Origin of the sequence: Sphingobacterium sp. BIGb0116, from assembly GCF_024808035.1 — a bacterium.
Taxonomy (GTDB): Bacteria; Bacteroidota; Bacteroidia; order Sphingobacteriales; family Sphingobacteriaceae; genus Sphingobacterium; species Sphingobacterium paramultivorum.
The window spans coordinates 1-20231 of the sequence record NZ_JANUDT010000001.1; the positions used below are offsets into that span (position 1 = coordinate 1).

A 20231-nucleotide genomic window follows, 5' to 3' on the forward strand; every position below is an offset into this window, starting at 1 on the left:
TAGTATATCAAAAGGCGCAAATTTATAACTTGCTAGCCAAGGTTGGAATTATCTTTGAAAAGAAACTTGGCCTAATATCTAAAGTGTAATTATTTGTTATACTTTCACCAAAATTGATGAAGATCCCATCCGGCCGAAATGACTGGCACAAATCAAACCGTAATATCCAGTTAGAAAATTACAACTCATATGCGGACGCAAATGATTATATGATTCTATACTTTTAGTCACTTCCAGCAGGGCTTCACTTCTTGAAAAAAATACCCTTTTGAGTTTAAATTCTGTTTTTAATATGCCGTTAATTCTTTCTGAAATAGGGTTTTCATAGGCCTCTCCGTTTTCTGTCATGTTGATTTTTACACCCGCTTTTTTCAACATTATTATATAGTTGAAGGAACAGTACTGCACACCTCGATCCGAATGATGAATCAGAGTATTGGGAGCCGGTTTTTCCTTCAGTGCCATTTGCAGAGCTTTAATTGCCCCTTGAGCAGTCAGCTGGGGATGAAGGCAATAGCCCATAATTTTTCTCGAGTATGCATCAGTTATGAGTGAAAGACAATTGAAATCATAGCCTACTGAAATATATGTAATATCTGAAACCCATAATTCATTACTACGCGTAGGTGATAACTCTTTGATTAGGTTGGGATATTTCAGATAGGAATGATTAGAATTCGTGGTTTCTGGCGCGTGCTTCTTTTTCCTGTCTATCAGTAAGCTATGTTTTTTGAGTACCTTGTAGAACTTGTCTCTACCAATATTTATTCCATTACTTCGGAAAGGTGTATATAGACATTTATAAAGCTTGTGACCACCTAACCCAGGTAGTTCACGGCGAACAAGGCGAACCATGTCTACAGCCAGATTTTCGTGATCAGTATGGTCGTTAAGATGCCATATATGATCGTAATAAGCTTGTCGGCTATTACCAAACAATTTACAAAGTGGATCGACTCCCATCCTTGTCACATGCTTTTCTTTGAATAGCTTTATTGTTTGGTACCACGCTTTTTTCGGATCGCAATTTTATTCTCCTTTTCAGCATGGTCAATCATAAAGTTAAGACCGTAAATTAGCACATTGGCTTTTTCTAAAGCTTTCTCCAGATCCTTGATCCGTTTTTTTAAAGCGGTAACGTCTTTTGTTCCTGGCTTTTCCATAGGTACGGCTCCTTTTTCTAATTTGCGTTTATAATTGTTAATCCAATTGATTAAGATCGTCATATTGGATAGTCCATACTTTCTTGTAGTTTGTTCTGCTGACATATTTTTATATAGCACCAGCTCTACTAATTTCTCTTTAAATTCTTCTTTGAATTCAAAGAGAGACAAAGCTTGTTCATTCATGTTTCCTTTACATTTTTAACCAAAACTGTAAAGCTATAGACGTATAAGCCCCTGGAGAAAACTAATTCAATCTGATGTTCATATGCCCGTCTATCGACTTCCGTGGAAATAGCTCTGATCCGTTATCAACTTGGATTTTCCTGAGAATTGCCTGCTGGAATAGTCGGAGTTCTTCCAAAACAGAAACTACGTCACTTCCTTTAAGTACCTGTCCAACCTCAATAGCCATGCATTTACGGCTATATTTATCCACGCATATATTACAGTGAAACATGCCAGAATCATTGGGTCAATTTACTCCAGAATATGCAATATCTTCTGTCCTTCTATCTTCTCTTAATATTAGGGGGCTCTCACAATCTTTTTCTCCTTGAAGGATTTTTTCCAACCTACTACTTAAATATTAGCATCATACCCAATTTTAAGCAAGTTAATTTTTAGAAACACCTACAGGATATAAGAAAGTTTTTATTATTTTTAATACCAGACCATATTATAACATGACTATATCGCAGAAGTTAATAAAGAAATTACAAAGCATTAAAGAGAATAAGCTTACTATAGAGGTAATAATTCCATTTCTAGAATCTTTAAACTATAAAAAAGTGGAGTTTAATGGTGGAGTATATGAAGAAGGAAAGGACATAATTATGTGGGAAGAGGACAGATTTGGAGATACCAAAGTATCTGTTGCGCAAGTAAAGCACTTCAAGCTATCAAATAAAGCTTCAGGAAATGATAGTCTTCAGACTGTAATTAACCAACTAGAAAATTGCATAAAAAAACCTATATTATTTACTGACAAAATACACTATTTGCCGTCCAAAACAATTTTAATATCTACATATCCCATCAATACAACCACTTTAAAAACACGTTTTAGCGAAAATACGTGCATTAAAGATCACGATATTACTATTATAGACGGAGATAAACTATGCGATCTTTTAATTAAAAATCGAAAAGACATTGTAGATTCATTGTTGGGAATAGAGATAAATATTCCCGAGAAGATTTCACCAACTTTAAATAATGAGATTCTGCTAAGAGCTTTGGGGTATAATAATAAAATATCAATTAATAAAATTTATACGGATATAAATTTCAATTTAGGAAGGAGAATCCCTAAAATATTATTAAAGGAAAAATATGATCCTATTGAACAACAATTCGATTTAACCCTAAATCAGTGGAATCAATTTAAATCGCTTTGTGAAACTATATCAATAGAATATAAAATTGATTTCCTAAATTGCACTTTACAAGAGGTTGATTCTTCTGTCGACCAAACAACTTATAAAAAATGGCAAAGTAGTCTTCAAGATAAAATCAAAAACCATGAAAGAAAATTAATTGAAGTAAAAAAAGCAAGAAATGATTTACAAGAAAAAGCTCGAAAACGACGAGTACTGGATAATCAACAATATGATAATCAAGCTTTGTCAGATGCAGATGAGTTATTGAAGATTGCAGAATCCAAACTATCATTACTAGAAAAAGAATTATCTTTAGCGAACACACATGTCCAAAAACTTAAAGTAGCAAAACCCAGTGTGATATTTAATATAACTATTGACGGACATAAATTATCAAATCAAATAATTTTTAAACACAATTGGTTAATTGATGAAATTAATAAAATAAATAGTGAATCAATCGTTACTAAAGAAGTTTTGAGAAATTTTTTAAAAAACACGGAATTGTTAATCTCAACTACCGAATTAATTTTTAATAATCCTTTTATAGTAAACTGTCTGAAACCAAAAGAAGATGATATTATTGAGGAAGAATCTTCTCCAAGGCTTTCTATAGATATTCACAAACTCTTTGATACCGGTATGAATTTCATTGTTTTGGGGGAAGCAGGTGCAGGAAAAACAACAACTCTTCAAATGTACGCAAGTAAGCAATCTCAAAAGGATAATAAAATACCCATTTGGATTTCGCTTTCCAGAATGATACAATATGTCAATGAAATCCAAAACAATAAAAAGTCTTTAGATCTTACTCAATGCATAAATATTTACTTGACAAAACTTGGCGTGCCTAGTGGGGTCGATGTTCTTTGTGAGCTATTTAAATCCAATAAAACAATTCTTTTATTGGACGGATTAGATGAGGCTATTAAACCTGGGCCGTGGTTACCAGCAGAAATCCATAGGTTCAGCAAGTTATATAATTCAAACACACAGGTAATAGTATCTTCCCGGCTTTCAACTAAAGAAGTTAGCGAAGTAGGTTTTTTTCCTATTACATTATTACCCTTTACAAATGAGCAGCGAAATTCTTTTATAAAACAGTGGTTTTCCGAAATTGATAATGAAGTCATATATAGACGAGTTGCTAATCATTTGGATATCAATAAAGAAGTAGCTGACATTGTTAGAAATCCACTTCTAACGACCACCCTATGTGTTTTGGCTGAAAATAATCTTCCACTACCACGTACCGAAATTAACCTTTACAACGATAGGATCAAGTTACTAACGGGATATTATGATAATGTAAAAAACATTATTTCAAGGATTACCATTACTCCTCATCATTTGGAAACATTATCGATGAAACTAGCATTTTTCCTGCATACTAATAACTCTAGGGAAGATACTATTGAAAGTTTAACTATTATAGCTATTAATTCTATGAAAAATCATTTAAGTAGAGATCAAGCATCAATGGCAGTTCAAGAACTAATAGATCCTTGTAATATACTTATTCCAATGACAAAAAATGGACAATATGGATTTGGACATCTACGATACCAAGAGCACCTTGCTGCTAAAGAAATTTTGAGTAATAGAAGCATCAAATTACAGATACTCCTGAAAAATCAATGGTGGAAAGGCGCATTTACAATATTTTCAAAACTAAATGATACAATAGATTGGTTTATTAAAGAGCTAGGAAAATATGAATTAGTCACTAAAAACCAGGATATACTTTGTGAAATTATTGCAGCGAGACCTAAACATGAGCAAGATGCATTGATGGCCTTTTTACAGAAACATATTATAGCAGAAACTGGAAATATATAATAGTAAGATAATGCAAAAATATATTTAAATAGAAATAAATTATGGTTATAAATTTACCCCCCGAAAGTTATCAAGAAACTCTTTTATATAAAAAATTGTTAAAAAAGAGTACACCTAAAGATGGGTTGGCTGAGAAAGTGACATGTTTAATCGAAACGGCGAAACCATTACAAGAGTTAATTGTTGCAGGTCCTTTTAGAGACTATACGCTTCATAATCCAAATCATTCTAAGAAATTAATTCATCTGTCGGGGGCCATTATCCCAAATGAAACCTTGAATGAATTATCCGCACTAGAGATAACAGTGCTAATAATGTCATTTTATATTCATGACTTGGGTATGGTTCTGACACAAACTGAAAGAGAAAGAACAATTAGATCAACGCAATTTTTAGAGTTTTTAGCATCTCGCCAGGAGTTCTCACAAAAGCTTTCTGTATTGAGAGAAATTAGTAAATCAGCAATGGGTACAGAACTTTTTGATATAGAAACTTCTATTTTTCAAGTGACAGAAGCGGCATTAGCGGAATATATTAGGCCTTTGCATGCTACCCACCAACGATATCAACAATTAATAGACACCATAAAAAACTCCTCTGGCAGGAACGATTTATTTGAAATAGATGGAGTTTCATTTTTGGAAGAGCTAATTCTAGTTTGTATTAGCCACAATTTAAATTCAAGTTGTCTTCTTGAAACAAATGGTATACATAATGATAGATTTAATAGATCTTTAATTATAAATGGCTTAAGTTTAAATATGCAATATTGCGCTGCGGTACTTAGACTTGTTGACATCATCGATTTTGATAGGGAGCGGACTCCCAAATCAATTTTTGATGCTCTTGGAATAGCCAACAAAAGATTACCTGGATTTGAAATTTCACTAAAAGAATGGAATAAACACTTAAGCGTACATTCTATTAATATTACTGATGACGAGTTAGTAATATCCGGCGATAGCAAGCATCCCAATATTGAACATTCAATAAGAGAATTCTGCAGTATTATTGAGGAAGAGATAAGAAATACCACCACAATATTAAAGCAGAACACAAAAAATATTGCAGAAAAGTACTGGATCTCTTTGCCATTCAATGTCAGGGCCAATATCCGATCTATCGGATATATATACAAAGATTATTCAATCAAACTTAACGAAAGTGCAATAATTAATTTATTAATGGGTGAGAATTTATATCTCGACTCTCAAATAGCTCTGAGAGAGTTAATTCAAAATTCCATCGACGCATGTAATGTAAGGAAAAATTATGAGGAGTTAAGCTATTTTCCAGAAATAATAGTAGATACATATCAAGATAAAGATGAGCGTAGATGGCTTAGAGTTATTGATAATGGTATCGGAATGGATGAGTATGTGTTATCTAATTTTTTTTTCAAAGTAGGTAATAGTTATTATAATTCCGGTGATTTTAAAAAATTTGCTTTAAACAAACAAATTAATTCATTTGTTCCTATATCAAGATTTGGAATAGGAATGATATCAGTTTTTATGATAGGAGAAGCTCTAAAAGTTGTAACAAAAAATGAATCTTCACCTAGAAATGATAGATTGCAGAGAACGTTATTTATCGATGGCGTTAATTCGTTAGCTGTAGTAACAGAACAAAGTGATGGACCACAAGGAACAATAATCGAAGTCCTTTTGAGGAAAGAATATAGTGATAGCTCTTCAATTAAGAAGCTTTTCGGTTTTATTAAAGAGAATATAATAAGACCAAAGATTAAAATAAGCTTGATCCAAGAATCAAATAATAAAAGTGTAATTACTCATGACAATTATATTAAATTAAATAACAAAATTCTCCCCACATTAAAATTGGAGAATATCGAAACGGTACAGATTGATTTAGGACGATTTAGTAATATTTTAGAAGGGAAAGCAATTTTTTTCTTCTTTAAAACAGATTCTAACAAACTGTCATATTACGATTTACAAGGAAAATTAACGTGGGGGACATATCCACTAAAGGAATCTTTTATGTTTGAGAAATACCTTGGTGGAAGTAGAATAACTGTGAATGGTATACTAATGAGAATGAAAAAAATTGGTTCTTTGTATAATTTTGGAAAAAAATTCACAAACTTTGTTCTTGACGTGGAAGTAAAAGGAATTTCTGGTATTGAATATGATGTTTCTAGAGACAGGATTTATGGAAAAGGATTATTTAAGGTCAGGGGAGAGATTTTTAAAACTATAAGCAAGGGATTAAAAGAATTAGGTATTTATGGAAGATTAACTCCTGAAACGAAACAAATCCTAGAATCGGTCGAAACAAGAAAAATGCCTACTCCTCCACTAGATAAAGATTTGGTATCCAAGATAAAGCAAATCATAGATAATTCGAAAGATTGGGAAATTGGGATTCATAAAAGAATTGCTGAAGATTTAGGTATTAGTAACTCAGTAGCTACTAAATATATCACTGCTATGCTTAAAATGAAGATGATAAAAAAAAGTCATTCTTCAACTCTAGATGGGAGTTTAACTCAAACTCTGTCATTGGATAATTTGTAGGATTTATATAGATCCTTTCAATAACTTTATGTCAAAATGATGGTAGAACTATCAGCCTTACCATCATTTTGACATAAATCAGCAGTAATGAAAAATGAGTTAAGAAAGCGCTTTGAATGGGTAATGTTTTATGAGACCATTGGTAATGCGGTGTTGTATGTTTACGGTGGGGCATGACTAGGCCGACACTGAGAAAATGGGTTAAACGATTTAAAGACACTCCTATTCCAGAATTAGTCTTCCATTTTTTCTTATTGCAGAAATCCAAGGTAATTCCTCAAATGAACTATAAACAGTACTTTTCTCGAATTCTGTAAAAGCTATATAATCGCATATCTTAAGATCAGATACAAATATTGGAAAGACAAGTTTTTTTGGGGACGAGTTTCACATTCTATTTTGAGAGCAATATAGCCATTATTGTACAAATTGACTTTTGATTCAATTTCATCTGAAAATGGCTCGTTACCCTCCTCCAGATAAACACTTAATGAAATCCGGCCGTTACCTTTGTCATAAAATATCATTCTAGAATCATGTAAAAGGGTCATTATACATAATAAAATATCGTTAAGATTGAGTGAGATGGAATCAAAAAATACATTATAAATATTAAACTGCTCAAGTAGATCGAGGAATATGGTTTGAAATTCTTTTGAAAGAATATCTTTTTCAAAAACTGACGAAAAAAATATAGCCCCCCTAATTGTCTTCTGAATTTCGTTAATATGATTTCTTACTTTAGCTATAAGTTTTTCAGCTTCTAAACAGGTCTCAATTTCTTCCACAGTGGGTTTGAATTTCCTGATGGTGGAAATCATTTTTTCTGTTTTTTGAACCTTCAAATAATAAAACCCTTCAGATTTTTCATAATATTCTCTCATAACATACTGAATATCAGATTTAGAAAAGTTAAGATATTTTATCAAAAAATCTTCAGGAATATCATCTAGGCCGTCCAGATATAGAATTTTAAATAACTTGGCATCTATTTTATTTACATTAACTCCTCCAAGCAAAAAATTATTCAGTACATCATGGAAAGAAACTTTTCTCCATCCATATCCAACAACTTTAACACTTTTTGTTCATACAGCTTAAGGCATATCTAGAATTAACTTTACTGTGAAATATTCCCTGATTTCTAGTTGGATGGGCGATAAAGTGTGCTAATTCCCTAATAATACTATCAATTTTGATATACTCTCTGGTTGATATCAATAAGGTCCTGATAGTGTCCTCATCGAAAGTTCTTTCTTTAATTTTGAGTAAACAGGACTCAATTGCTTGCTTAACTTTTACAGAAATGGTATTCATTGGCTTTTAAGAATAAATAGTACCCTTCAGTTATAAAAATAGGAAAAATTGAAATTAAATGAAGTGTTCTTAGCAACCCATACATCGAATAAAAATTCTTCATCAGTTATTTTGTTATAATCATCATATAAATTAGGTACTAGTCCAACAAATACGGTCGCATAATCAATATAGGTGTGGTTAATCCTTGGTCGTCATACATACAAGTTGATATTTGTATCAGATCTTGCAAAAAGGACAAGTTTTCAACCTCTATACTATGTCGTAAGGTTTTTATCAAACTTATATTAACAAAAAACTTTTAATATGAAGTATTTTTTTTCTTAAAGAAAAAAAATACTTCATTGCTGGAAATGTACAATATTTTATTAATTTTGAATCAGCCGTAAATTTTATTAACAAAATTTAACACAAGATATTTTTTATACCAAGACTGAATCGTTTTTTTGATTCTAGCTCTAAAGAGTAATCTATTTATTATCTATCGTATCAGAATTTTATTTAAATAATTTCATCGGCAGGAAAAATATAAATAATAAAAAATTATGCTAACCGATAGATTTGAAGAACTTAGAAAAAAATCTCTAAAAAGAATTTTCGAAACCCAAAATATTACAAGGGTTTGGAGAGATACAGTAAGAGGCCAATTACGTAATCTTGATTTCCAAGATTATTTTGATAATTACGATCTAAATTTTAATATAGATAATCGATCTAAAGTTTTACAGAACGAGATACTAAAAGGCAATTATAAAACCTCTAATCCACTAATTTACAAACTAGAGAAAAAGTTAGGGATATGTAGGCATGTTGTTATACCCAATGCCATTGATGCCTTAGTATTACAAGTTCTAATAGAAGATATTGCGGAAGAAATTCTAAACAAGCAGCCTTCAAAGAATTCGTTTTATTCACGTGATAAGCATGCTAAACCAAATCCCTTAGGAATCTTCGATTCAAACGATTTTAAAGCACTTTGGAAAAGGATGCAAAAAGAAATTTATAAATTCCAAGAACAAAGAGAATTAATAGTAGTTACAGATCTGTCTAATTATTACGATACAATACATGTCAAAGAACTGAAAAAGGTCCTATCGAGTTATTGTCGAATTGATGAAGTTTTGTTGGACCTGTTATTTAAAATAATAGAAGATATTAGTTGGCGTCCAGATTATTTACCATATTCATTTAGAGGCCTCCCAACCACAAATATCGAAGGAGTTCGACTATTAGCTCATTCCTTTATGTTTGAAATAGATGACATTCTCAAAATAAAATCAGGAGAATCTTTCACAAGGTGGATGGACGACATTACATTTGCCGTGGATGACAAAAAAGAAGCTGTAAAAATAATAAATTCAATATCTGATCTTCTTAAATCAAGAGGTTTAGCTTTGAACATTTCGAAGACAAAGATTTTTTCGAAAGATCAGGCATCTCAAGAGTTTCTAATTGATGAAAATAAATATATCGATAATTGTGAAAAAATTATTTCTATTGGATCCAAAGTTAGTATAGAAGACATAGTATCTAAATTTCGAGAGCATCTAACAAAAAATACGGACAAAAAATATTTTGATAAAGTCACTAAAAGGTATTTAACCTTAATATCAAAAGTTAATTCGGAATGGGGTTATGAATTTTTAGAAGTACTGTATTTGGAATATCCCCAATTAAGGTCTCACATTCTATTATTCTTAGGAAATAATGGTTATAATAAGATGGGGGCGGACGTCATTACAAAAATTATAAGTAAGATTGAAGTTTTTGACGACATTTCACTACATCATATTACCAAATTGATCTGTCAATGGGAAATAAAAAATGTAGCTGATGATACTTCTTTTATAAATGGAATATTGGAAAGAATTGAAGCTATATTTAAATCGAACAAAATAATAATGAATTATTTGAGCGTACTAATGTTTAAAACAAAATATTCGCATGCCGAAGACTTGTTCAATTTCATAGTCTATTGGAAGGCAATTTGGGAAGACCACACTTATGGTAGGAGGCAAGTAATGGCTTGCTTAGCCCGATTAATAAATACTCAATATAATGATAAGGTAATCAAAATTATTCACTCAAACATCTCTTCAGGAATTTTAAGCGTTATTACTATCTGTACACAAATAATTGAATTTTCTCAGATTAGAAATATCGAGCGGAAAATGCTGTTATATCTCTTCCCGACAAATAAACCGAAAGCATATCCTTTTTATAAATTTTTAGTTTTATGTTCTGTGCTAAATTCTGAACCGGTTCGAAAAAATAAGCAACTAAATTCATCTATCAAAGAACATATCACTGATCCCTTTTATTTAAAATGGATAGAAGACCACTATAATATAAAAATTAATTAAAAAATGCGACAACAAGAAAAAGACACCGCATCTGAGCTTTATGACCGATTATGGAAAGTTAAATCCGCGAGGTTCAATGCAGCTAATAGATTGAGAAGGACACACTTGCTATCTTCCTATTCTACAAATTTACTTTCGGTCTATATAATTATTCTGTCAGTTTTCCCCGTTTTTGATTTTATAGAAAACGAAAGTTATATCAAAATATTAAGTTTCGTAACAGTATGTGTATCAATTATATTACTTGTATTTGTACTTATGGAATCTTCAATGCAGTATAATTTAAAATCAGAACGATTTCATGATTGTGGAAAAAAAATCGATCGGCTTTTTAAAAAATTTGAATTTGTAAAAGAAAATAAAGAGATTGATGAAGAAGAGCGATTTAAGCAATATTATAAGATTCAGAAAAAATATGATAAGATTATAGAGTTGCATGAAAATCATAATCCAATAGATTTCTATTTTTTCCAAGCAATTCAAAAACAAAAGAAATATGGAGTTCAAAAAAAAGAAATACTATTTATTAAGCGATTTGAATATGATACTGCATGTTTAAAGCGATCGTATATGATCATGAAATACAACCACTTAATCTATATTCATTATTATTTTGTGATCTTTATTCTTCCCATCTTAACAACTTATTTGGTACTTAAGTTAAAGTAATAGCTTTGATTCATAACGCCATAAAAAGTTAATAGAATGACTCCATCTAGTTTTATAAGATTATAACACTGTAACAATATATCAATATTTAATATTTGTTATATTTGCATATATCCAAATGGATAAGCCATTAAAAGTTTAATACAATGAGTCAACAAGATTATATAAAAGACATTGCACGTTTTGGATTGGAAAACGACCAGGACAAACTGTTGTCTACGTTGAACGAATTTATTGAACATAACAAGAACACCAAAAAGGTCAATTTTGCTTTGCAGCTTCAATCGCTATTAAAGGATTCTTTACGTAAGCAGAACAATCATTTAATGAAGGTTGGCTCCCCTACCCATTATCAAACTTTACAAGACAGAGAGACGGATGAGCTAATCTTAGAAAAGCTCACTTCAGATTATACACTTAATAATTTGGTACTAACCGAAGATGCTGCAGATAAATTAAATAATTTTTTGGAGGAACATCGTCAAAGTGAGTTATTAACCAAATACAATCTGCCGGTCTCCAATAAACTTTTGTTTTATGGCCCATCGGGATGCGGTAAAACATTAGCTTCTTATGTCATCGCTGGTGAGCTCAACAAATTGATGATCGTTGTCAACCTCGGAGCTATTGTTTCATCAAAATTGGGTGAAACTAGTAAAAATCTTGCCAAGATATTTCGTAAAGCTGCTCAGGAAGATTGTATTATCTTTATTGATGAATTTGACTCTCTTGGTAAAGTTCGTGACTACAGCCAAGATCATGGCGAAATGAAACGGGTAGTCAATACGATTTTGCAATTGTTTGATTATCTACCTCAAAGTAGTATGGTGATAGCAGCTACCAATCAGAAAGATATGTTGGACGAAGCTTTACTTCGTCGATTTGATCTTTCTATTTCATTGGAGTTGCCAGAAAAAGAGCAAATTGAAAAGCTGATCAATTTAGTACTCAAGGAAGACCAATTTATTTTTGATAAAAATGTCTCGAAGACTGCACTAATGGAAAGTGCTAAAGGCCTCTCCTATTACAGTATTCAGAAGACATTGATAAACGCAATAAAACGAAGCTTGTTTGCTATAAATCCTGTAAAAAGTATCAAACCAAAAATAGATACTAAGATCTGGAAAAATCTATTAGAGCAAGAAAAAAATACCTTAGCTATTAAATAAGCTAAGGCATTTTTTATTTCAATGATTTTAGAGAATTAAGCTTCCAAATCTGCTTCTTGATGGATATCTGCTATCACGTTAGGAACAGCTTCCATTATATTGACAGTTTTTAACTCTTCGTACAAATTTCCGTTGGAATTATTAGATTTATCTTCTAAATATAGAGCTAATGAAAATTGATGATCTTTAGTGGTGCGAGCCCATTCACTTAATTCCGTATCTAGATTTTCTTTAATAGCACACCTTAATACGATAGCTAATTGATTACCTATTTTTCGTAGCTCCTTTTTATTTATTTTAATAGAATGTTGTTGACGATTTGATAGGGGCTTATTAACTAGAGGAAAGAAATCTTCGGACCAGCTTTGTATTTTTGATTTTACTCCCAGGATTTTATTTCTTTGAACTCCTTTTAAGAGATTGAATTGCTTGATTTCCCCCTCGCTTAACTTACCTGACTGCTTCTGTTTTTTCAAATTATGCAGCTTTGGTGTCCAATATAACTCATAATGTTCGTGATCACGGTCCGCAAGAACATCTGCCAACTCTCCAATTGAATTTTTAACCAAAGAATTTGCAAAGTTAAAGGAAATATGAAGAGGATTATAATCAACATGATTACCCCACGCCGGATTTGTTTTAAAGCATAAAGTTGCCTTAATATCTAAAGCACCATTGCCTTTACCCTCCAATAAATAATCTGGAATCTTTACTAAGATTACTTTATGATGATCTTGTTTTATAGAATCTTCAATAAGTACCGAGACTGTATTTTCCTTTGAATACAACAATTGTTCAACATTTGGTTTTCCATAGCCGGATAGATTTCGATGAAGATCATCTGCTGAAATGACACGATTAGTTATATTCGTTTTGCCTTTACCAGTTAATTTGTTATATGTTATCCCAAATATTTTTACCGCTAATTCATCTTTTCTTAATTTTATTAACTCATCCAAATAGTTTGACAGATAGTTTTCCGCCGAATTTATCAATAGCGCTTTGATAGATTGTATAGAAATTTCGGGATACATATTCAGCAATTTTGCAGCTAAATTTGCTGCTAAAGGAGATGCTAAACTTGTACCTGCGTCAAAGGCATAAAAATCGGATCCTAACTCTCCAAAACCGATCACCTGCATAGAAGATTCTGGAGTTAGCAAATCTCCTCCAGGCATTAATATATCCGGCTTAAACCAGTTTTTATTACTATGATTTACACTTAATTTACCACCATTAATTTTCTGTTTAAAATCATAGTGATTTTTCCTAGAATAATAAGCTGTTAAATTCTTATCTAAACTTAAATCGGTAAGTGTATCAGGCCTAAAATTTTCAGCCAGTGCTCCCACCGTGATATTATTTATGCTCTCGGCGGGAATACAAATATTAGTATATACACAATTATGAAGTTCCATTTCATCTTCTGGTGGATTATAAAAATGAAATGGGTATTGATGTCGTTGACTAGGTATAGCTTGCAATCCCTCCAAGTCGTCATAAGGCATATTTCCGGCAGCGATAAATATTAATATATTTAACTCATAACTCAACTTATCTAACAAATAAGCAAAGTGCGAAGGAGCTTCATTATAACGCTTACTTTGTGCACAAACAGATAGATTAAAAATACGAACTCCATATACAAGGTTTGCTTGTTTAATTGCTTCAACAACACTAATTACATCAATGTACCCATTCATATCTTCTAAAATCTTTATAGAGAATATCTTCGCGTCGGCTTCAATATTCCTATCACCTGAGAAAAAAGACTCTCCAACAGCTGCTAAACTGGCCACTACTGTGCCGTGCGTATGAATTGCTTTATGTCCATCCTGAGTATTTGTAATGTCAATTTTCTCATCTAACATAACCGTCTCTATAGGTTGAATTTTACGTATTCCATTATCGATTACCCCGATTGTTGTCGATCTATCCTTAGGAGAAATATGTAAATTCCAAGTCAATACTTCTTGATTATATTGATTAGGTCTTACCGCTACGCTTCTTAGAGAATGTCCCTGAGCAAGGATATCAAAATTGTTTACTAATAAGTTTAATTCTGAAGATTCAATCCCCTCTAGTTGAATCACTTTTTCATATGGGTCAAACTTGAAATCTTGTAAGGCACCTTCTCGTTTTAAATCTTCCAACCTCTCCCTAAGAATTCCTTTTTGATGATCATATTGCTGAAATATTGGTACAGTATTATTAATCAATTCTAGAATCAAATTATCACTACAATGGTTTCTGATATCATCGGCAGTATGATACTTTATATCATAAATTGTAGTCATAATATCGTATTGCGTGTTCTTAGGGGAGGTCTGATCACTGCTATTGATATATTGCAATAGAATTCTGTGAAATTCGTTGAATTTGTCTTGATTTTCAACCGCAAATAGTACTGTCCTATTAAAATCTTCCAACATAACAGCAGTTAAACCAAACTCATTTAAAAATTTTGTTCTGGTATTAAAATTAACACCATTACTAAATGGAATTAAAAATCTAACCTCAACAATATCTATATTGACATTTATAAGTGTTTTATTTCTTAGACGATTCTCTCGATCAAGCAATAATTGATTAAATGAATTATTAAGCTTTTGCTTATGACTGCGGTAGGCTTCCGGATTTTGGTCAATAAGATCCGACTTTTCGATACCTCGATCTTTCTTAAATTTATTGATAAGCCCAAAGGGATTTCTCAAGTATAAATGTGGTAGTCTTCTATTCATAAAATGGCAATTTATGGTTAATACTAATATAGTAAAAAGAAATATAACCAATAGATTAAATAACGATTTCTTTGATTCTAATCCCTACAATTGTTTATTTCTAGAATCTAAAAATTGAGAAATTTGATATATTTTACATTATGGGAAACCGTAGATAATATAATTTTAGCTGTTTTAGATTTGCTTTCTTAAGATATAAAAATTATGAAAAAAACCTATTTAATTGGCTATGATTTAAACAGAACCGGCCAAGATTACGAAACTCTAATTGACGAAATAAAAAAACTTGGCACTTGGTGGCATTGTTTAGATAGCACATTTATAATTAAATCAACATCTACAGCCACTCTAATTAGGAACCATCTAATGACTTTCATTGACTCCAACGACGAGCTACTCGTTGTAGGGTTAAGCGGCGAGGGTGCTTGGACTGGCTTTTCAAATGAATGTTCAAACTGGCTAAAAAACAACCTCTAGCATATACCAAATGTCTATTTATACATGATCTACAAGTATAGATTGTAACAGCTAAATCTTCGGAAAAAGTAAATAAAAATACCCACGATCAAAAAATTATTTATCGTGGGTACTTAAAAAATGGATAAATCTAATTTAAATTAAAAATTTTAGCTGTGTCAGCTTCATTAAGAACGTCATTATAATTATCATCTTTAAAAGATTCAACATCGACTTTAAGTAAGCTCAACAGATAACGTGCAAATTCGTCCTTAGCACCAGTATTTTGAGGGAAATTTACTATCCTGTTTAAGGAAGCAGTTAGAAGGTCAGCCATTTGAATATATTCATTTCCAAAAGAATCTTCAGCGACAAAATTTAATAAATGTAACCCATTAATTTTTTGACTCCTTATTCTTTCCTTTATATTGGCTAATTTAAGTTTATCTCTCCCGTCCTCTTCCCTATCTACTGTAAGAGTTAGATTTCGAGGTAATTTTGCTCTATTTGAATTATGTTCTTGCAACACTCCTTCATAAAGTAAATGGGTTGTTAGATCTTCTAAGGCTCTGTCATTATCTGATACCCCTTTCCTTTTTAATACAATAGCTTTAAAACTAATCTCAGGATTTAAACCTATGAACTTCTCGACGAATTGCTTATACCTATTTAGATTGTTTGTCTTCAAATCTTTAAAATGAAATTCGAATTTGATGTCATTCAGCTTTTTCCAATCAAATAACTCTTTTTGTTTTTGTATCAAAGACGGCCCGAAGGAAAATAACCAAATGGAACCAATAATTAGGTAATCGTTTGTTTTTCCAGATTCATCTACATAAACAAAAAAGTTATCATCTAAAGGCTTATCATTAACGTTGTCGGTTTCAAACTCTTCTCTTAATTTTCTTCTAAATTTTTTTACCTCAGGATCAGCTTGAAATAGTCTATACTCATTTTGAATCTTCGCTCTAGCTCTTGAAAGCGAAGTTTGTTTTGTTAACTTGAATAATTTATCTTTCGTAAGCTCTCCATCACCCAAAATTTCATGTTCAAAATATCTCCAATAATTCCAAGCTAATTCCGCATCAGAATTTCTAGATTGCGGGAAATAACTCAAAATAAAAGCAACCCTATCTTTTAATCTATCAAAATTATTTGATCTTATATTTTCATTCAATTTAAGAATGTCCTCTTTTCTCTTTAGGTCTTTTTCAAGTTCTAGATTTTCAAGCTCTTCTGTGTTATTTGTTTCCATTTCGATATCGTTTTAATTTTTTTAGAATAGAGTTAATTAATTAGTCAACAGATGGTAGTGAAAATATTTCGAACTATAGAGTAATTAAACCTTAATAATTTTAACTTATTAAGAATGAAACCTATATAGCTCGCACCTATATCGCTAAAGACAGTGGTGCCGATGACAACATTGGCTGCTATTGGATCATTATATCGTGAAATCTCCCTCCCTTCGATGGAATTGGTCGTGGTTACTATCATGGCATTATACTTTTCAATCGGGCAAGGTTAATACCCAAGCCTAATATACATTATTTATTCTGAATTAATATGTTTACAGATATTAACTTTCAAGATTATTACAAACTGTAAGACTAAGGTATTGGTTTGAAAGTAGGATTGGTTACGGGAAACCGTAGCTGATTTATTCGACCGTTTTAATAAGGTAATAAATAAACAAAAAGGCCTCCCTCGTTAACCGTCGAGGGAGGCAATTTGGGCTAGATGTTAACCGGCTTTGGGCTTTCATCTATTGCAAAGATTGTTAGATTAGTTGAGATAATTGTTGTTCATTTCTTAGAAAATGTTGTTCAAAAATTCCATCCTAATAATAATTTAATTGCTAATGGATATTACGGTTTGATTTGTGCCAGTCATTTCGGTCGGATGGTGCCAGCTATTACGGTTCAAATGATGCCACTTTAGTGGTATAGTTTTAGTCCGTCCATCCGTATTTTTTACGGTTTGAATTGTGCCACTTTAAAAAGATCAAGAAAGAATTACCTTGTCGCTTTAAATACAGCGATATGGCCAACAAACTTGATCCGATGGACTTAAAACAAATACTCACATTACATCTGGACGGTTACAGTAACCGTAAAATAGGTTCCGTTCTCGGTATTTCCCGCAATACAGTCAATACCTATATGCAGCTATTTGCAGGCAGTGGCTACTCATTCAGGGAGCTTCTGGGCTTTGATACCGCTGCTTTATCCGAACTTTTTTCATCCCATACGACGCTGGACGCTACCCGCCACAATGAACTCATGCTTTACTTTGAGGGGGTCAACAAGGCCCGGAATCATCCCGGCTTTACCTTCCTGTATCATTATCAGCAATATGTTGAGCTAGCCGCAGAACCATATAGCTACACGCAGTTTCTCGAACATTACCGCCGTAAATATCCAAAAGAAAAGGGTTCAATGAAACTTCAGCATATTGCGGGCGAAGAAATGTTCGTGGACTTTGCCGGGAAGAAGCTGCAGATCATCGATAAACACACCGGAGAGGTTATCGCTGTGGAAGTATTTGTGGCCATACTACCGTGCAGCCAGTACACCTATATCCAGGCATGCAGGAGCCAGAAACGCGAAGATATGATATCCTGTTGCACAGCGGCGCTTCGTTTTTATGGTGGATCGCCCAAAGCGATAGTGTCCGACAATCTAAAGTCCGCCGTCAATAGATCGAGCAGATACGAAGCGGACATCAACCGTAGCTTCAAGGACTTTGCCCGCCATTATAACTGTGTCATCAACCCGACTCGTAGTTACGCTCCACAGGACAAAGCGCTGGTTGAGAATGCGGTGCATCTGGCCTATCAGCGTATCTATTACCCATTACGTGAAATGACTTTCTTCTCGCTGGAAGATCTCAATAGAGAAATTGCAGTACTACTGGAGCGTTATAACAATCTATTGTTCAAACGAAAAGAATCGAGCCGTATCGAGCTCTTCCAGAGTATTGAACGAGAATATCTCAAAGCCCTTCCCGCTGATCCATATGAACTGAAAGATTACAAAAGGGCCAAAGTGCAGAAAATGGGTTACGTATACTTTTCTCCCGAGAAGTGTTATTATAGTGTTCCATACCGGTATATCGGAAAGGAAACAATGATCCATTACACCAGAAGTCGTATTGAGATCTTTTATAATCATGAAAGAATTGCGCTACACCCGCGCAATCTGACCAAAGGCAGCTACATCACCAACGCAGATCACCTGAGCAGCACACATAAGTTCTATTCGGAATGGAGCCCTGAGTTCTTTAGAAAAAAAGCGCTGCCACATGGGGATTATGTCCTGGCATGCATCGAAAAGATACTTGCTTCCCATGATTATCCCGAAATAAACTATAAACGCTCCCTTGGAATTATCCACCTGCACCGAGCCTATGGATCCGGGCGTCTGAACAATGCGTGTAAAAGAGCATTGGATACAGATAGCTGCTCCTATCTACGGATAAAGAATATCCTGAAAAACAATATGGACAGGCTGCTTTTATCTGTGAATGAGCTTGATCCCCAAAAACCACATATACCTTTTCACAGCAATATACGCGGTGCTTCCGCATATGAATAATAAACAAAAATCAAGAAAATGAACAATCAGACAGTTGAAAAACTACGCGACATGCGTTTAGGAGCTATGGCACAGTTACACCAGCAGTACGTTAAGGAAAACAGGCTCGAAGGTATGACCTGCGACGAATACCTCGCGTTACTTACTGACCATCAGTGGGAAGACCGGGAAAATAAAAAGATAGAGCGTTTGCTCAAGCAGGCAAACTTTAGGCATAATGCCAGTATAGGTGATATAAACTACGCCAGTGAAAGAAATCTGGACAAAAATATGTTTGCGCGTCTGGGTACACTGGACTTTGTGCTCCGAAAAGAAAACATTATTATCTGTGGTGCTTCTGGCACAGGAAAAAGCTACCTGTCACAGGCTCTCGGACATCAGGCATGTATTACAGGGGTAAAAACCTCATATACAGTAACTGCCAGACTGATCAAAAGGCTGAAATTGAGCAAAGTTGACGGAACATACCTTAAAGAACTGGAAAAACTAACGAAAACGGAACTGCTGATACTTGATGACTTTGGCTTACAGGCTTTTGATAGCCAAGATCGGGAAACACTGATGGATATTATTGATGACCGACATGGTAAAAGATCAACCCTAATATCATCCCAGATACCTGTATCGGCCTGGTACGAGGTCATCGGCGGAGAGGGCACTATTGCGGATGCGATCTTGGACCGGATTGTAAACTCCTCACATCGGATAGACCTAAAAGGTGAATCGCTAAGAAAAGGAATATTGAAAAAGGAATAATCACAGCTTTTTTATATAATTGTATGATCTTTTAAGTGGCACGGTTTGACCGAAATCACTGGCATCATTACTCCGAAATACCCAGCTAAAGGCTATTTTTTCACGAACGCTCCAGATCAACCCACTCTTCGATAATTACAACCGTCGTTTATCAAAAGTTCTTCCATGACCATCCATATCTTATCCGTCAACGTAAAATATTTTTTAATGCTTAGATCATCTATAGTCAAAAATCCGGGA

At 33.1% G+C, this 20231-nt stretch carries 15 protein-coding genes; 8 read left to right on the top strand and 7 right to left on the bottom strand.

The features are described from left to right. Positions 1 to 96: 96 nt before the first annotated feature. From M2419_RS00005 to M2419_RS00015, 3 genes are all read right to left on the bottom strand, one after another. Entirely contained in the window at positions 97 to 972 is an 876-nt protein-coding gene (locus M2419_RS00005) for an IS3 family transposase (protein ID WP_259253962.1), read from the bottom strand. A 20-nt stretch (positions 973 to 992) separates the two neighbouring features. After that, positions 993 to 1349 carry a transposase gene (locus tag M2419_RS00010; protein ID WP_259253963.1) on the bottom strand — a complete coding sequence of 119 codons (357 nt, stop codon included), beginning with the start codon at positions 1347 to 1349 and terminating at the stop codon, positions 993 to 995. 61 nt (positions 1350 to 1410) lie between these two features. Next, the gene (locus tag M2419_RS00015; RefSeq protein ID WP_259253964.1) at positions 1411 to 1578 is read right to left on the bottom strand and encodes a hypothetical protein; all 168 of its coding nucleotides are present in this window, start codon (positions 1576 to 1578) and stop codon (positions 1411 to 1413) included. A gap of 271 nt (positions 1579 to 1849) precedes the next feature. Here M2419_RS00015 and M2419_RS00020 point away from each other — a divergent pair, with 271 nt between their 5' ends. Both M2419_RS00020 and M2419_RS00025 read left to right on the top strand, forming a co-directional pair. Then, on the top strand, positions 1850 to 4384 hold the full coding sequence (locus tag M2419_RS00020) for an NACHT domain-containing NTPase (RefSeq protein WP_259253965.1): 2535 nt from the start codon (positions 1850 to 1852) through the stop codon (positions 4382 to 4384). 41 nt (positions 4385 to 4425) lie between these two features. Beyond that, positions 4426 to 6924 (top strand): ATP-binding protein, encoded by a 2499-nt coding sequence (locus M2419_RS00025; protein ID WP_259253966.1) that lies wholly within the window; start codon positions 4426 to 4428, stop codon positions 6922 to 6924. 320 nt (positions 6925 to 7244) lie between these two features. Here M2419_RS00025 and M2419_RS00030 read toward each other — a convergent pair whose 3' ends face one another. Next, positions 7245 to 7943, bottom strand: coding sequence for a hypothetical protein (locus M2419_RS00030; protein ID WP_259253967.1), 699 nt, complete (start codon positions 7941 to 7943; stop codon positions 7245 to 7247). 843 nt (positions 7944 to 8786) lie between these two features. Here M2419_RS00030 and M2419_RS00035 point away from each other — a divergent pair. The 3 genes from M2419_RS00035 to M2419_RS00045 all read left to right on the top strand — a co-directional run bounded on the left by M2419_RS00035 (position 8787) and on the right by M2419_RS00045 (position 12442). Then, the gene (locus M2419_RS00035; protein ID WP_259253968.1) at positions 8787 to 10604 is read left to right on the top strand and encodes an RNA-directed DNA polymerase; all 1818 of its coding nucleotides are present in this window, start codon (positions 8787 to 8789) and stop codon (positions 10602 to 10604) included. 3 nt (positions 10605 to 10607) lie between these two features. Next, complete coding sequence (locus tag M2419_RS00040) at positions 10608 to 11273, top strand: SLATT domain-containing protein (protein WP_259253969.1); 666 nt, start codon at positions 10608 to 10610, stop codon at positions 11271 to 11273. A gap of 146 nt (positions 11274 to 11419) precedes the next feature. After that, the gene (locus M2419_RS00045; RefSeq protein WP_259253970.1) at positions 11420 to 12442 is read left to right on the top strand and encodes an AAA family ATPase; all 1023 of its coding nucleotides are present in this window, start codon (positions 11420 to 11422) and stop codon (positions 12440 to 12442) included. 35 nt (positions 12443 to 12477) lie between these two features. Here the strand turns inward: M2419_RS00045 and M2419_RS00050 are convergent, their stop codons facing one another. Beyond that, the gene (locus tag M2419_RS00050; protein ID WP_259253971.1) at positions 12478 to 15183 is read right to left on the bottom strand and encodes a S8 family serine peptidase; all 2706 of its coding nucleotides are present in this window, start codon (positions 15181 to 15183) and stop codon (positions 12478 to 12480) included. 204 nt (positions 15184 to 15387) lie between these two features. On the opposite strand from M2419_RS00050, the gene M2419_RS00055 reads away from it, so the two are divergent. Then, entirely contained in the window at positions 15388 to 15660 is a 273-nt protein-coding gene (locus M2419_RS00055) for a SinR family protein (protein ID WP_205397818.1), read from the top strand. Positions 15661 to 15790: 130 nt separating this feature from the next. On the opposite strand, the gene M2419_RS00060 is transcribed toward M2419_RS00055, so the two are convergent. Next, complete coding sequence (locus tag M2419_RS00060; protein WP_259253972.1) at positions 15791 to 16894, bottom strand: DUF3800 domain-containing protein; 1104 nt, start codon at positions 16892 to 16894, stop codon at positions 15791 to 15793. Between the two features lie 44 nt (positions 16895 to 16938). Continuing rightward, the gene (locus tag M2419_RS27415; RefSeq protein ID WP_409049499.1) at positions 16939 to 17136 is read right to left on the bottom strand and encodes a heavy metal-binding domain-containing protein; all 198 of its coding nucleotides are present in this window, start codon (positions 17134 to 17136) and stop codon (positions 16939 to 16941) included. 545 nt (positions 17137 to 17681) lie between these two features. Between M2419_RS27415 and istA the strand changes: the two genes are divergently transcribed. Together istA and istB are read left to right on the top strand one after the other, a co-directional pair. Continuing rightward, positions 17682 to 19235 (top strand): IS21 family transposase, encoded by a 1554-nt coding sequence (gene istA / locus M2419_RS00065; RefSeq protein WP_259253973.1) that lies wholly within the window; start codon positions 17682 to 17684, stop codon positions 19233 to 19235. Between the two features lie 18 nt (positions 19236 to 19253). Beyond that, complete coding sequence (istB, locus tag M2419_RS00070) at positions 19254 to 19991, top strand: IS21-like element helper ATPase IstB (protein WP_259253974.1); 738 nt, start codon at positions 19254 to 19256, stop codon at positions 19989 to 19991. The last annotated feature ends 240 nt before the right edge of the window (positions 19992 to 20231 follow it).